The organism is Corynebacterium sp. 21KM1197 (genome assembly GCF_033783015.1).
Classification (GTDB): Bacteria; Actinomycetota; Actinomycetes; order Mycobacteriales; family Mycobacteriaceae; genus Corynebacterium.
On the sequence record NZ_CP123907.1, the window covers coordinates 2211503 to 2226258 of the forward strand.

Consider the following 14756-nt stretch of genomic DNA (forward strand, 5'->3'; position numbering starts at 1 on the left):
GCCATTCCACACGTCTATCTCCCCACATCGCGCCGCCGCACGCCGCGCAGGATCACCCGGCACCCGCCAGCCACCGGGCACGCGCCCGCAGTGGTTATAACAACCAAGGTGGAGCCGCAGGGACGTCGATAAGCGCCACGGTGCCCAGATATGCTGTAGGAGATGAACGAATCTGCCATGCACCCAGCCCCCGGCCTCGGCGATCTCCCCCACGGCCGCCCCCTGCAATCCGAGTTCGATGACGGGCTGGATTACCCGCGCCTGGGCACCGTGTCCTTCCGGCGCGGCACCCTCACCGCTAACCAACAGGCGGCGTGGGAGGAGCATTGGCCCCGCCTGGGCCGCGTGATGAGCGATGAGCGGATTGATGTAGCGGACTGGTTTGGCCGCAGCGGCCACCCCACCATCGTGGAGATCGGCTCCGGCACCGGCACCTCCACGGTGGCGATGGCTCCACTGGAGGCCGATACCAATATCATCGCCGTGGAACTGTACAAGCCCGGCCTGGCCAAGATGATGGGGGCGGCGCTGCGCGAGGGGATCGAAAATATCCGCATGGTGCGTGGCGACGGCGTGGAGGTACTCAACCGCATGATCGCCCCCGGTTCCCTGGACGGGGTGCGGATCTTCTTCCCCGACCCCTGGCCCAAGGCCCGGCACCACAAGCGCCGCATTATCCAATCCGGCCCGCTGCACCTGATTGCCACCCGCCTCAAGCCCGGCGGCGTGCTGCACGTGGCCACCGATCACGCGGACTACGCCGAGTGGATCAGCGAACTGGTGGACGTGGAGCCGCTGCTGCGCTATCGCGGTTGGCCCTGGGCGGAGTGCCCCGTGCTCACCGACCGCCAGGTGCGCACCAAGTTCGAGGGGCGGGGTCTGCGCATGGAGCACTCCATCACGGAGTTCCTGTGGGAGCGGGTGGACGATGCCGACGCCGCGCCAAGCACCACCGCCACCGACGCCGGGCAGGCCGCTCAGGCTGCACAGACCGTGCCGACCGAACAGGAAGGATAACCGCCTGTGTTTTTGCGCTGGGGTCAGTTCTCCTACCGCCACCGCCGCCTGATTCCGGCGCTGGTGGTGCTCTTTATCCTCGCCCTCTACGGGATCTTCGGCCTGCGCCTGGGGGATCGCCTCAGCCAGGAGGGCTGGGAGGATCCCGGCGCGGATTCCACCCTGGGCGCGCAGATCGAGCAGGAGACCTTTGGGCGCGACCGCAGCGGAGACGTGATCGCCCTTTATACCGTGGAGGCCCCGCGCAGCCTCAACGATCCCACCATCTCCCAGGCGATTAACGCGGAACTCGCCGCGCTCAAAGAGCAGCACTCGGGCGAAATCAGCCACATCACCAGCTACTTTTCCGAGCGCGCCCCGGAACTCATCACCGCCGATGGCACCCGGGCCTTTGCCGCCATCGGCCTGGCCGGTGACGGGGAACAAACGCTCAAGGACTACCGCGCCATCGAGGACTCCCTGCGCGGCCAAAACCTACCCGAGGGCGTGACCCTCCAGGTGGCCGGGGCCACCGCCGTGGCCGATTCCCTGGACGAGGGCATGGCCGGGGACATTTCCCGCGCGGAACTGGTGGCCCTGCCCGTGGTGGCGGTGCTGCTGCTGGTGGTCTTTGGCTCCGTGGTGGCGGCCACCATGCCGCTGATCGTGGGCGTGCTCTCCATTCTGGGTTCCCTGGGTATTCTCTCCATCCTGGCGGGCAGCGCACAGGTCAATGTATTTGCGCAGTCCGTGGTCACCCTGCTGGGCCTGGGCCTGGCCATTGATTATGGGTTGTTCATGGTCTCGCGCTTCCGCGAAGAGATGGATAAGGGCACCCCCATTCCGCAGGCCGTGGCCACCACCACCGCCACCGCCGGTAAAACGGTGGTCTTTTCCGCCGCGATGGTGGCGGTGGCGCTGTCCGGCCTGATGATCTTCCCCCAGGCATTCCTCAAGTCCGTGGCCTACGGCGCCATTTCCGCCGTGGCTCTGGCGGCACTGCTCTCCGTGACGGTGCTGCCCGCGCTCTTTGGCATGCTGGGTACCAATATCGACCGCTGGACGGTGCGGCGCACCTCCCGGCGCGGCAAGCGCCTGGAGGAGACGCTGTGGTGGCGGATCCCCGCCTGGGCCATGCGCCACGCCAAGGCCGTGACGGTGGTGATCGCCGGTGGCCTGCTGGCCCTGGCGATCCCCCTGGCCGGCATCACCTTCGGCGGCATCAATGAGACGTACCTGCCGCCCACCAATGAGACGCGCCAGGCCCAGGCCTCCTTCAACGAGGCCTTCCCGGACTTCCGCACCGAGCCGATCAAACTGGTGGTCACCGGGGCCGATAATCAACAGTTGAGCAGCGTGTATCGCCAGGCCAACGAGGTCGAGGGCCTCACCGGGCGCTTCCGCCCCGCACACCCCAGCCAGGACGGCACCACCGTGCTCACGGCAGGCATTGTGGACCGCGCCGATAACCAGCGCGTGATAGAACAGCTGAGGGCTATCGACACCCCCGAGGGCGTCACCGTGTACATCGCCGGAACCCCCGCGATGGAGGTGGAATCCATCGAGGCGCTGCTAGAGACCCTGCCCTGGATGGCGCTGTACATCGTGCTGGCCACGTTCCTCCTCATGGCGCTGGTATTTGGCTCACTGATTCTGCCCGCCAAGGCCATCATCATGACGGTGCTGGGCCTGGGTTCCACCCTGGGCATCCTCACCCTGATGTTCGTGGACGGGGTGGGCTCCGGCCTGCTGAACTTCACCGCAGGCCCCCTGATGAGCCCCGTGCTGGTGCTCATCGTGGCGATCGTGTACGGGCTTTCCACGGATTACGAGGTCTTTCTAGTCTCCCGCATGGTGGAGGCGCGCGACCGCGGGGCCAGCACCGATACCGCCATCAAGTACGGCACCGCGCACACCGGCGGGATCATCACCGCCGCCGCGCTCATCATGATCGTGGTGGCCGGGGCCTTTGGCTTCTCCGAGATCGTGATGATGAAGTACATCGCCTTTGGTATGATCGCGGCCCTGCTTCTCGACGCCACCGTGATCCGCATGCTGCTCGTCCCCGCCGTCATGCACCTGCTGCGCGAGGATAACTGGTGGGGGCCCGCATGGCTGCGCCGCGCCTACGCCCGGCTGGGGCACGGTTCCGAGGTTCCCGAGGCCACGCCCGCAGCGGCACACACCCCGCCGCCCGCCGCCGTGAGCGTGGACGAGGCCGTGGTGATCGAGGAATCCGAGGCCGCCCGTGGTGGGCGCACCACCACCCAGGACGAGGGTCTGGTGCCCTTTAAGGATCTGATTCAAAGGTTGGAGAAGTAACGGTGTGGCGGTGGCTGCGCAGCCCGTGGGTGCGCTATGGCCTGGTGGTCCTGGTGCTCGCCGCCCTGGTCTACGCGCTGCGGGATAACGCCCACTTCCTCCACGAGGGCTGGGCGGCACTCAAGGAGGCCGATAACCGCTACATCGCGGTGGCCGTGCTCTTTACCGCCATCACCATGATCTTCCAGGCGGAGATGATGGTGAGCCTCCTGCACTCCACCGGCGTGCGCTGCGGGCGAGGCCGCGCCAACGCCCTGGGCCTGGCGGCCAACTCGTGGTCGGCCACCCTGCCCGGCGGCCCGGCGGTGGCCGCCGCGATGATCTTCCGCGAGCAAATGGCCTGGGGAGCCAGCGCGGTGGTGGCCAGTTGGTACATGGTGGTCTCCGGGCTGCTGGCCGCCGCCGGAATGGCGCTGCTCGGGCTCATCGCGGTGTTCTTCCTCGGTGCCTCGGTGCACCCGGTGACCCTGGTGGCGTCGATAGTGGGCCTGGTGGCGGTGCTGTGCGCGGTGAGTTGGGCCGCCCGCAACCCCGCCACCGTGGAGAATAAACTCACCGCCGCGCTGCGCTGGTACAACCGCCGCACGAACGCCCCGGAGGATCGCTGGACGGATAAACTCTCCGGGCTGCGCACGCAACTGCGCGCCGTGGATATTCCGCTGCCCCGCCTGGGGCTGGCGCTGCTGTGGTCCACCCTGAAGTGGGTGGCGGAGATCGTGTGCCTCTGGGCCTGCGTGGTGGCCGTGGGGGGCGATCCCGACGTCGCCGGGGTGGCGCTCTCCTTCCTGGCCGCCAAGCTCATCGGCCAGGCGCAGATCACCCCCGGCGGCCTGGGACCGGTGGACGTGATGCTCACCTCCACGCTGGTGGCTCTGGGGCAGATCCCTATGTCCCTGGCCGTGGCGGCGGCCATCGTGTTCCGCATGCTTACCTTCGTGCTGCTGGCCGCCGTAGGCTGGGTGGTGTTTTTGTGGTTCTGGGTTATTCGCGCACAAGACAAGGAGAAACTCACATGACCCGCTGGTTTGCTTACGACGCCCTCGCCATCGCGCTCTTTGCCCTCCTCGCCCGCATGGCTCACCGCAGCGAGGACATGCCGCTGACGGTGGGCGGATGGTTGGGCACCCTGTGGCCCTTCCTGCTGGGCGTGGCGCTGGCCTGGGGCGGCCTGGCTCTGGCCCGGCGCGGCTCCCTCTGGGGCAGTATGATCGTGGCCTGGCCCTGCGCGGTGATCGTGGGCCTGAGCATCTGGGGGCTGCGCCACGGCGCGGTGCCGCACTGGTCGTTTATCATCGTGGCCACCGTGACCTCCGGGATTCTCATGGCGGCGTGGCGGGGAATTGCGGGGCGGCGTTCCCGCTCCTAGTCACCCCATCAACGCGCCCCAGGAGCGTCGGATGCGCTCCTCCATCTCCCGTGGCGCCTCGGTGGAAAGTTTCCCCTCCGCGTGCAGGAGGGTGATCCCGTGGACAAAGGCCCAGGTGGCGATGATGAAGTCCTCCGTGGCTCGCTCGGGGGCCAGGGCCACCATCTCCTGCGTTAAAAAGCCCTTGAGTTCCGCCACGGCGCGGGTGCGCTCGGTGTCCTGGGGATCGCAGTCGGTGGTGAACATCAGGGAGAAGATCGCCGGGTTATCCAGCGCCCACTGGGCATAGGCCACGGCCACCTTCCAGGCGTCTCCCAGGCCGTTCACCTCACCAACGGCCTCTTCTAAGTACCCGTGCAGTTCCCGGTATCCCTGCCCCGCCACGGCGGATTCGAGGGCCTTGCGGTCCTCAAAGTGCCGGTAGGTGGCGGTGGGGCTCACGCCCGCGCGTTTAGCCACCGCGCGCAGGGAAAAGCCCTCACCGGTGGCCAGGATCTCCCGCGCGCTGGCGATCAGGGCGCGGCGCAAGTCTCCGTGGTGGTAGTCCTTCCGCTCCAATGTTGCCATTGTAAACATCCTCATCTATTCTCTGATGTGTACGACGTAAACTTTAATCCACGGAAGCAGCCATGAGCAATCTCTTTACCCCGTTCCGCCTCCCCGGCGGGGCCACCGTGCCCAACCGCATCGTCAAGGCCGCCATGGAGGAATCCCTGGCCACCGCCTCCCTCATGCCCGACAAGAACCTTGCCCGCCTCTATCGAACCTGGGCGCGCGGCGGGGCGGGCACCCTCATCACCGGCAACGTCATGGTGCATGACGCCGCCGTCACCGGCACGCGGGACGTGGTGCTCGATGAGCGCCAGCCCCTAGAGCCCTTCCGCCAGTGGGCCCGGGCCACGCACGAGGGCGGCGCGAAGATCTGGATGCAGATCAGCCACCCCGGCCGCCAGGTCAGGGCCGATCAACCGGGCGTGGCCTGGGCACCCAGTGCCAAGGCCGTGGAGGTGGGCCCCAAGAACATGATCTTCCCCACGCCCACCCCCATGAACGAGGAACAGGTCCAGGCCACCATCGCGCGCTTCATCACCACCGCCCGCCGCGCCGAGGAGGCCGGCTTCGACGGCGTGGAGATCCACGCCGCGCACGGCTACCTGCTCTCCCAGTTCCTCTCCCCGCTGGCCAATACCCGCACCGACCGCTGGGGCGGCAGCCTGGAGAATCGCGCCCGGCTTCTCCTGGAGATCGTGCGCGGTATCCGCGCCGCCGTGGCACCGGACTTTGCCGTCACCGTCAAGCTCAATTCCGCGGACTTCCAGCGCGGCGGCTTTGAGATTGATGATGCCCGCGCGGTCATCGCCATGCTCGCACCGCTCGGCGTGGACCTGGTGGAACTCTCCGGTGGTTCCTATGAAAGCCCCGCCATGACCGGGCGCGCCGCCGATTCCCGCACCCACGCCCGCGAGGCCTACTTCCTGGACATGGCGCGCAATCTCCTTGCCAATTCCCCCATTCCCCTCATGGTCACCGGCGGGATCGTGCGCCCCAGCGTGGCCGAGGAGGTGCTGGACTCCGGGGCCGCGCTCGTGGGCATCGGCACCGCCCTGGCCGCCGATCCCCACCTGCCCCGGCGATGGGAGGCCGGGCAGGACGAGGCCCCGGAGATCCCCCGCACCCGGATCAAGAACAAGGGCATCGCCTCCCTCGCCTCGATGGCCTGGGTGCGCTGGCAGATGACGCGGATCGCGCAGGGCAAGGAACCCAAACTGGGAATCGACCCCCGCGTGGCGATGGTGGCGGAGCAGGTGCAGAATAAGCGCGCGGGACGTCGATACGCCTCCTGGCTGAACCGACGCCTCACCGAGGGTTCCGCCACCCCGCGCAAGGTGCTCATGGTGGTCACCGCCGCGCGGGTATGGACGCTCAAGGACGGCAGCGAACACCCCACCGGCTTCTGGGGCGAGGAACTGGCCGTGCCGCACGAACTATTCACCAAGGCGGGCTGGGAGGTCACCATCGCCACGCCCGGCGGAGTGGCCCCCACCCTCGACGAACTCAGCATGGGCATCTCCGGCGGCCTACCCTCGCAGCGCAGGAAGATCCGCGCCTACCTCGACTCCATCGCGGATCTGCTCGCCCACCCGGCCGCGCTGGAGGAGATCAAGGCCGAGGAGTATGACCTGGTGTTTTACCCCGGCGGGCATGGCCCGATGGAGGACCTGGCTTTCGACGCCACCTCCGGCGCGCTGCTGCGCCAGCGGCTTGAGGCGGGCGCTCCCCTGGCCCTGCTCTGCCACGCACCCGCCGCCATCCTCGCGGCCACCACGGAGTCCGGCGGCAATACCAACGGCACCAGCAGCACCAGCAATGCCTTTGACGGGCGGCGCATGACCGGGCTCTCCAATAGGGAGGAACACCTCAACCCCTTCGCGTGGAAAGCGAAGTGGCTGCTGGAAGATGAGATGAAAAAGGCCGGGGTGGAATACAGCGCCGGGTTCCCCCTGCGCTCGCACGTGGTGGTGGATAGGAACCTCTACTCCGGGCAGAACCCGCAGTCCTCCCGCGATCTCGCGCTGCGGATCATCGCGGATCTGGGCTAATAGGCACAAGGCGCAGATAAGCACAAAGGCCAGGGACAGCTCCCTGGCCTTATGCGGTATCCGCCCTCTTAGGCGCGGATCACGTGGCTGAACGCCGGATCGACCTCGGGGAGAACCAGGGCCTCTACGTCTACGTTCTCCTCAGCCTCCAGGATGCTCGGGTCAAGCTCCGGAAACTCCGGCTGCTCGATGTACAGCGGCTTGCCCACGGCGGCAACGTTCTCATAGCCCAGGGCTCGCAGGGACTCCATGATCTCGCTGAAGTAATCCTGATCGTTTACCTCATCAAAGGATTCCACCGGGCGCAGCACCACAAAATCATCGTTGAAATCGATGTTCACCAGATCATGCCCGGCCTCGTCCTCGATGGCCTGCACGGTCTGCTCCGCGACCTTCTGGCGCTCCTCCTCGGTGAGCTGGAACTCCTCCTGCTCAAACACCACGGGGGCGGCCACGGCGGAGATCTGGGTGTAGCCCAGGGCGCTCAGTGCGTCGGTGATCTTGGTGAAGGCTTCCTGATCGTTCTGCTGGTCAAAGGTGTCCAGCTGGCGCAGCACCACGGAATCACCGTCGAACTCGATGTTCACCAGATCGTGCCCGGCCTCGTCCTCGATGGCCTGCACGGCAGCCTCGGCGGCGGCCTCGCGGTCGGCGGGAGTCTGCTCAGAATCCTGCGCAGCGTCCTGCTCGGCTGCGCTGGCGGCCACGGTCTCCGCCACGGGGGACACGGGAGCCGCAGCGGAACCCTCGGTGATAAAGGGCGTGCTGCCCAGGGAGAACAGCCCGGTGGCCAGGGCCAGCCCCTTCAGAATGGTAAAGAGCATGGAGGTTTCCTCTTCTTATCTCTTGCTCGAGTTAAAAATACAAGCCCCGCAGCATGATGTGGCGGGGCGATACCTCATCAGACCTTACCCTTTATGCAGGCATAACGCCACCCAGGCCGCCTGTGACGGCCCACACTGCATCGAAACTACATCGGCGCGATCGGGTGCTTCTTGGGTAGATCGCTCGTCCGCTTGTCCGCCAACTGCCGCAGGGCGCGGCGCAGTTCCAGGCGGGTATCGCGGGGCTGGATCATCGCGTCGAGGAAGCCGCGCTCGGCCGCCACGTAGGGGGAGGTCATGTTCTGATCGTAGAAGTCCATAAAGAGCTTCTTCATCTGATCGCGCTGCTCCGGGGGAGCGGCGGCGAGTTGCTTGCCCTGGATCATCACCACGGCCGCCGCCGCGCCCATCACGGCGATCTGCGCGGTGGGCCAGGCCAGGTTGATGTCACCGGAGAGGTTCTTGGACCCCATCACGGCGTAAGCTCCGCCGTAGGCCTTGCGCACGATGAGCGCCACCTTGGGCACGGTGGCCTCTACCACGGCAAAGGCCAACTTGGCCCCGCGGTGGATCAGGCCCTCCTTTTCCTGCGCCACGCCGGGCAGGTACCCCGGCGTATCCACCACAAAGATCACCGGAATGTTGTAGGCATCGCAGGTACGGATAAAGCGCGCGCCCTTATCGGCGGCGTCGGCGTCGATGCAGCCCGCGTAGTGCATGGGCTGGTTGGCCACGAAGCCCACGGTGCGGCCGTCGATACGGCCGAAGGCGCAGATGAGGTTGGGGGCAAAGTTCTCCTGAATCTCGATGAGATCCTCGTCATCGCCCAGCTGGGAGAGCAGATCCATCATGTCATACCCTGCGTTGGTGTCATCGGGCATGAAGGTATCCAGGGAGCGGGTCTCGGCCACCTCCTCATCGGTGGGGGCCGCCACCACGGGGGCGGGGTCAAAGCAGCTGGAAGGCAGGTGTTCCAGGAGGTCGCGCACCAGGTCAAAGGCCTCGTCCTCGCTGTTGACCACGGCGGAGATGTTGCCGTTGGCCTCCTGCTGGCGCGCGCCGCCCAGTTCGGCGGAACTGATGTCCTCGCCGGTGACCTCGCGGATCACCGCCGGGCCGGTCACGTACATCTCCGTCTCCCCGTCCACGGCGATCACAAAGTCCGTGGTCACGGGCGCGTACACGGCACCGCCAGCGGACTTACCGAGCATGATGGAGATCTGCGGGCTGCGCCCGGAGAGCGGCATTTGGCGGCGAGCGATCTCCGAGTACATGGCCAGGGAGGTCACGGCGTCCTGAATGCGCGCGCCGCCGGAATCCTGAATACCGATCACCGGGCAGCCGATCTTGATGGCCATGTCCATCACCTCCACCACCTTGCGGCCAAAGGTCACGCCCACGGAGCCGCCGTACACGGTCTTATCGTGCGCGTAGACCACCACGGGGCGGCCGTCGATGCGGCCGTAGCCGGTGACCACGCCGTCGGAGTAGATGGCGTCCGGGTCGCCGGGGGTCTTGCCCAGCGCGCCGATCTCCACAAAGGAGCCCTCATCCAGCAGGGCAGCGATGCGCTGTCGGGGCGTGGTGCGCCCGGCCTCGTCGCGCTTGGCGCGGGCGCGCTCGCTGCCGGGGTCCTGCGCCTTATCCAGGCGTTCTTGCAGGTCTGCGAGTTTTTCCGCAGTGGTGGCCACTAGTTCTTATTCCCTTCCAGGCTCTCGATGCGGCGGGTCAGATGCGCCCCCACCGTGGCGATCTCCGGCTCGTCCACCACGGCGAGGTGATCGCCGCGCAACTGCACGATCTCCAGGTCCTTCACGATGGCCGCCCAACCGCCATCCGGCGCGATCTTGGCATAGGCCGGCTCCAGTTCAATGGCGCCCTCGTGCATGCGCTCTGCGCGGAAAAGCAGCACCGGCACCGCCACGTCCGCCCAGCGCCGCATGTCCAGGCGATCCAGAATCCGGTTATCCACAAAACTGGCACGCTGGTGCTCCAGCACCCCGGCGGCCAGGCCGTGCTCGGAGGCGTCGGTAGTGCTCAGGAACTCCGTGAGCATGCTCAGCATGGCCTCCTCACCGGCGGATTCCAGCAGTTCATAGGGCACGGGGAAGTCCAGGCCGTAGGTCTTTTTGGCAAAGGCGGAGTACCGCTCCCAGCGGGCCTTGGTTTCTTCCAGGGTGTCCGGGATCGGCTCGGCGGGCTGCACCGTATCCAGCAGCGCGATGGTGGCCACCTCCACCTCGCCCGCCGCGCGGAGTTGGTGCGCCACCTCGTAGGCCAGCGCGCCGCCAAAGCTCCACCCGCCCAGAATCACCGGGCGGCCCTCCGCGAGTTCCTTGATCTCCTCCAGGTAGGCCGCCGCGCGCTCCGCCAGGGGGCCCTCACGGCGCTCCACTCCGTACACCGGCACGCTCTCCGGCAGGCGACGCATGAGCGGCTGGTACACCACGGAGGAGCCACCGGCCGGGTGGAAGAGGAACACCGAGGGGGCCGTGGAGCCCTCCGCGCGGGCGCGCAGAACCCGGATATTGCCCTCCACCTCGGTTTCCAGGCCCTCGCGCACCAGATCCGCCAGCGGTTCCAGGGTGCGCGCCTGCGCCACCTGCTCCGCCGTGATCTCCACGCCCGCGCGCTCGCTGAGGCGCTGAGCGATCGCCTCGGCCACCTCGGCGGAAACCTCCGGAAGTTGGCTGGTCACGCCCGCGGCCGCCGCACCGCTCAGCCCCGCCCAAGTGGCAAACACCAGGCGCTCGGAGGCATCGCGCGGGGCCACACCCACGCCCTGGCTTTCCGACGCCCCCTCGGCCACCGCAGGCTTCTCCGTCACCGCAGGCTTTTCCGGCGCGGCAGGTTCCTCGGCGGCGGCCTTGCCCGCCACGGCCTGCTCCACCAGGGAGATCACGTCGGCCACGGAACCATCGCGCAGGGCCTGCACCTGGAGGGGCGGGATCTGGAAGTCGTTTTCAATGCGGTTCTTGATCCTCATGCCCATCAGGGAATCCAAGCCCAGATCGATCAGCGGGAGTTCCAGGGGCAGGTCCTCCGCGTCATAGCCCATGGACTCGGAGACGATCGAACGCAGGCGCTCCTCCACCGTCTCCCCGGAGTCCGGGTCCCAGTGGCGCGTCTCCACTTCGATCTCTCCCCCGGCACCGGGAATGCCGGTGGCCTTGGGCGCGGCGGGAGCCGGAGCCGCCGGGGTGGCGAGGGCGCTGGGACTATCGGAGGCACCGGGAGCCACACCCGGAATCCCGGCCGCGAAGCCCTCCGCGAGTACCTGGGAGCCGGTCTGCGCGGCGTACACCGCCACCAAGAGTCCGCCCAGGTGGCGGGTGACCACGGTGGTTACCTCCCCGCTGGCGGGCAGGGCAGCGTGCTCCTGCTTGGCCACCAGTTTGGCCTGGGGGTCGATCTCCGCCACAGCGGCCTCCACCAGGCTCAGCCCAGAGGGAACACGGGCGGCCTCGGTGCCAAAGGCCACGCGGCCGTCGGGAAGCGTGACCCTGGCCCCCGGCAGGCCGCTGGCCCCGCCGGAGGGACGCGCGGAGGTCCAGTACGGCTGCTTCTTCCATTGGGTTCCGGGGGCGCTGGCAAGCGTGGCCCCCAGGCCGCGCACCTTGCGGAAGTCCACGGGAGCGCCGGAAACATACAGGGTGGCCAGCAGATCGCGCAGGGAGGACGCGGCGGGCACCTTGCGCTTGAGAGCAAAGAGCAACTGCGCGTCCGGCTTCCCGGCGGCAAAGGCGGTGCTCATCATGCCCATGAGGGCCACCGGGTTCGGGGCGATCTCCACCAGGGTGGTGTGTCCCGCCGCAAAGGCGGCCTCGGTGGAATCCTGGAACCACACGGCATGACGGGTGCAGCGCAGGAAGTAATCGGCATCGTGCACCATCTCCCCCGGCTGGTACACCCGGCCGCGATCCACGGAACTAAACAGCGGGGTGTGCAGGGGACGCGGGCGCAGGCCCTCGATCTCGGCGGCGAGTTCGCCCAGAATCGGGTCGAGCGCGCTGGTGTGCCCGGCCCCCTTGACGTTGAGGAGCCGCGCAAACTTGCCCTCGGCCTCCAGTTTTTCCACCAGGGCGCTCACGTCCGAGCGCGGGCCGCCCACGGTGGTCATGCCCGGCGCGGTGTACACGGCGGGTTCGATACTGGCAAAGCGCTCGTCCTCGGCGGCTATCTGCTCCAGGGCCTCGGTGGAGAGTTCCACCACGGCCATCGCGCCCAGTTCGTCCTCGGACAGGGAGTTCTCCCCCTCGCCCATCAGGCGGGAGCGGTGGCAGGCGATGCGCAGGGCCTCCTCGGCGCGCAGCCCACCGGAGGCATAGGCCGCCGCGATCTCACCCATGGACATTCCCATCACGCCCGCGGGGCGCACGCCCAGATCCGCCAGCAGATCGGTCAGGGCGATCTGAATGGCGGTGATGGTCACCTGCGCGGTTTCCGTGTTATAGGTCTGTTCATCGTCCAGGATCAGGGCCAGCATGGACCAGCCGGACTCGTACTGCACCAGGGAATCCAGCTCCTCCAGGCGCTCCTTGAACGCCGGGGAGATAGCCACCAGATCCTTGGCCATCTTGCGGTGCTGGGAGCCAAAGCCGGAGTACACAAACACCGGCCCGGTGGCGGCGGGGGCGTCCGCCACGGCGATCCCGGCGGACTTTTTGCCCTCGGCCACCCGACGCAGGCGCGTGATTGCCTCCTCCACGGTGGTGGCCTGCACCACGGCTCGCGAGCGCCCGTGGTTGCGCCCGGCCAGGGTGCGTTCCAGGGCCTTAAGGTCATCGAGCCCCGCACCCTCCAGGTATTCCACCAGCGCCGCCGCCTGCTCCCGACGCCGCGAGGGCAGGTGCCCGGAGACGGGGAGCAGCGCCGTGGCGTCCTCGGGATCGTCCAGAAGCGCCTCCACCCGAGGTTCCAGGGTGGGGTAATCGGCGGGGTCGAAGTCGCTGACCACCACGTGCGCATTGGTGCCGCCGAAGCCAAAGCCGGACACGCCCGCGATCTTGCGCCCGGAGTACTCCGGCCACTCGCGGGGATCCTCCACCACCTCTAGGCGCTCGGAATCAAAGTCGATGTAGGGATTGGGACCCGCGTAGTGCAGGGAGGGTGGCAATACCTCATGGCGCATACCCAGGATCACCTTGGCCAACCCGGCGGAACCGGCGGCAGACTCGGTGTGGCCAAAGTTCGTCTTGGCCGACCCCAGCAGCGTGGGACGGGTGGCCTCGCGGCCCGCGCCCAGCACCTCGCCCAGGGCGGTGGCCTCGATAGGATCGCCCAGCACCGTGCCGGTGCCGTGGGCCTCCACGTAGTCCACCTCGCGGGGGTCGATCCCGGCGTCCGCGTAGGCGCGGCGCAGCACGTCCGCCTGGGCCTCCGGGTTGGGAGCGGTGAGGCCGTTGGAGTGGCCGTCCGAGTTGATGGCGGAGCCGCGCAGCACGGCCAGAATGGTGTCCCCATTGGCCACCGCGTCCGCCACCCGCTTGAGCACAAACACCCCGGCGCCGTCGGCGCGCACAAAGCCATCGGCGTCCTCGGAGAAGGCGTGGATATTCCCGCTGGGGCTGATCACCCCCAGTTCCCCAAAGGAGGTGGAGGCCAGCGGCGCGGACATGATGTTCACGCCACCGGCCAGGGCCACGGAGGTGTCCCCGGCGCGCAGGGCGCGGATCGCCTGGTGGATCGCCACCAGCGAGGAGGAGCACGCGGTATCCACCGCCACCGAGGGGCCCCGGAAGTCAAAGGCATAGGAGACGCGGTTGGGGATCACCGCGCTGGAGGTTCCGGTGAGCGCGTAGGGGTGCGCGGACTGCGGATCGGAGGCGATCAACATGCCGTAATCGTTATTGGTGGAGCCGTAGAACACGCCCACGGGAGTGCCGCGCAGCTCATTGGCGGGCAGGTGGGCGTGCTCCAGGGCCTCCCAGGAGAGTTCCAGCATGATCCGCTGCTGCGGGTCGATATTGGCGGCCTCCAGGGGGGAGAGGCCAAAGAACTCCGCATCAAAGGAGGCAATATCGTCCAGGTAGCCGCCGGCGAGGTTCTGCTCGGCCATCTTGGTGCGGCTCACCGGATCGCCCTGGTACTCCGCCCAGCGCCCCTCCGGGGGCTGGCTGGTGGTGCCGGATCGGCCCTCCACCAGCATGTTCCACATCTCCTCGATGTTGTGTGCGCCGGGGAATCGCGCCGCCATGCCCACCACGGCGATGTCGTGATCCTCGGGCGCGGCGCTCACCCGGGGAGCCGCCGGGGTACCGGCAACCGCACCGCGCACGGCACCGCTAGCCCCGCCGGATACCCCGCCGCTGAGCAGGTGCGTGGCCAATTCCCCGATGGTGGGGTGCTCGTACACCACGGTGGCGTCGAGCTTGCGGCCCAGGAGATTTTCTAATTCCCCGGAGAGCAGCACCGCGTCGCGGGAGGATAGGCCCAGGTTCTCCAGGGGACGATCATCGGTGACCTCGCTGACCGGGACCTCCGTCACCCCCGCCACCCATTCGCGCAGCCATTGGCGCAATTGCGCGGCGGTCATCGTGGTGGGTGCGCTGGGGCTATCTGCCATGCGAGGAGTCTCCCTACAAAGATCATTCGTTGAAGATAATGGTTACTATCGCCGTCCATGTAGGGTACCCTCCGGCACCCCAC

General features: G+C 67.7%; 9 protein-coding genes. 5 read left to right on the forward strand and 4 right to left on the reverse strand.

Translation table 11 applies throughout. The features are described 5' to 3' along the window. Positions 1–177 precede the first annotated feature (177 nt). From trmB to OLW90_RS10725, 4 genes are read left to right on the forward strand one after another with little or no spacing between them, the layout of a single operon-like run. On the forward strand, positions 178–1017 hold the full coding sequence (gene trmB, locus OLW90_RS10710; protein WP_319651880.1) for a tRNA (guanosine(46)-N7)-methyltransferase TrmB: 840 nt from the start codon (positions 178–180) through the stop codon (positions 1015–1017). Between the two features lie 6 nt (positions 1018–1023). Next, positions 1024–3318 carry an MMPL family transporter gene (locus tag OLW90_RS10715; RefSeq protein WP_319650082.1) on the forward strand — a complete coding sequence of 765 codons (2295 nt, stop codon included), beginning with the start codon at positions 1024–1026 and terminating at the stop codon, positions 3316–3318. Between the two features lie 2 nt (positions 3319–3320). Then, on the forward strand, positions 3321–4334 hold the full coding sequence (locus OLW90_RS10720; protein WP_319650083.1) for a YbhN family protein: 1014 nt from the start codon (positions 3321–3323) through the stop codon (positions 4332–4334). Then, positions 4331–4684, forward strand: a complete 354-nt coding sequence (locus OLW90_RS10725) for a DUF3054 domain-containing protein (RefSeq protein ID WP_319650084.1) — start codon at positions 4331–4333, stop codon at positions 4682–4684. Before OLW90_RS10720 ends, OLW90_RS10725 begins: the two co-directional genes overlap by 4 nt. On the opposite strand, the gene OLW90_RS10730 is transcribed toward OLW90_RS10725, so the two are convergent. After that, complete coding sequence (locus OLW90_RS10730) at positions 4685–5251, reverse strand: TetR/AcrR family transcriptional regulator (RefSeq protein ID WP_319650085.1); 567 nt, start codon at positions 5249–5251, stop codon at positions 4685–4687. Positions 5252–5313: 62 nt separating this feature from the next. On the opposite strand from OLW90_RS10730, the gene OLW90_RS10735 reads away from it, so the two are divergent. Continuing rightward, the gene (locus OLW90_RS10735) at positions 5314–7284 is read left to right on the forward strand and encodes a DJ-1/PfpI family protein (protein WP_319650086.1); all 1971 of its coding nucleotides are present in this window, start codon (positions 5314–5316) and stop codon (positions 7282–7284) included. Positions 7285–7352: 68 nt separating this feature from the next. Here the strand turns inward: OLW90_RS10735 and OLW90_RS10740 are convergent, their stop codons facing one another. From OLW90_RS10740 to pks13, 3 genes are all read right to left on the reverse strand, one after another. Further along, positions 7353–8108: a hypothetical protein gene (locus tag OLW90_RS10740; protein WP_319650088.1), complete on the reverse strand. Its 756-nt coding sequence runs from the start codon at positions 8106–8108 to the stop codon at positions 7353–7355. A 146-nt stretch (positions 8109–8254) separates the two neighbouring features. Continuing rightward, complete coding sequence (locus OLW90_RS10745; RefSeq protein WP_319650089.1) at positions 8255–9799, reverse strand: acyl-CoA carboxylase subunit beta; 1545 nt, start codon at positions 9797–9799, stop codon at positions 8255–8257. Further along, a complete protein-coding gene (gene pks13, locus OLW90_RS10750) occupies positions 9799–14673 on the reverse strand; it encodes a polyketide synthase Pks13 (RefSeq protein WP_319650090.1) in 4875 nt (1624 codons plus the stop codon). The genes OLW90_RS10745 and pks13 overlap by 1 nt, the downstream gene beginning before the upstream one ends. Between the last annotated feature and the right edge of the window lie 83 nt (positions 14674–14756).

Bases quoted from the DNA above. Each gene is read 5' to 3' on its own strand.
- OLW90_RS10730 (WP_319650085.1), bottom strand. From the start codon at position 5,251: ATGGCAACATTGGAGCGGAAGGACTACCACCACGGAGACTTGCGCCGC.
- OLW90_RS10735 (WP_319650086.1), top strand. From the start codon at position 5,314: ATGAGCAATCTCTTTACCCCGTTCCGCCTCCCCGGCGGGGCCACCGTG.
- OLW90_RS10725 (WP_319650084.1), top strand. From the start codon at position 4,331: ATGACCCGCTGGTTTGCTTACGACGCCCTCGCCATCGCGCTCTTTGCC.
- trmB (WP_319651880.1), top strand. From the start codon at position 178: ATGCACCCAGCCCCCGGCCTCGGCGATCTCCCCCACGGCCGCCCCCTG.
- pks13 (WP_319650090.1), bottom strand. From the start codon at position 14,673: ATGGCAGATAGCCCCAGCGCACCCACCACGATGACCGCCGCGCAATTG.
- OLW90_RS10740 (WP_319650088.1), bottom strand. From the start codon at position 8,108: ATGCTCTTTACCATTCTGAAGGGGCTGGCCCTGGCCACCGGGCTGTTC.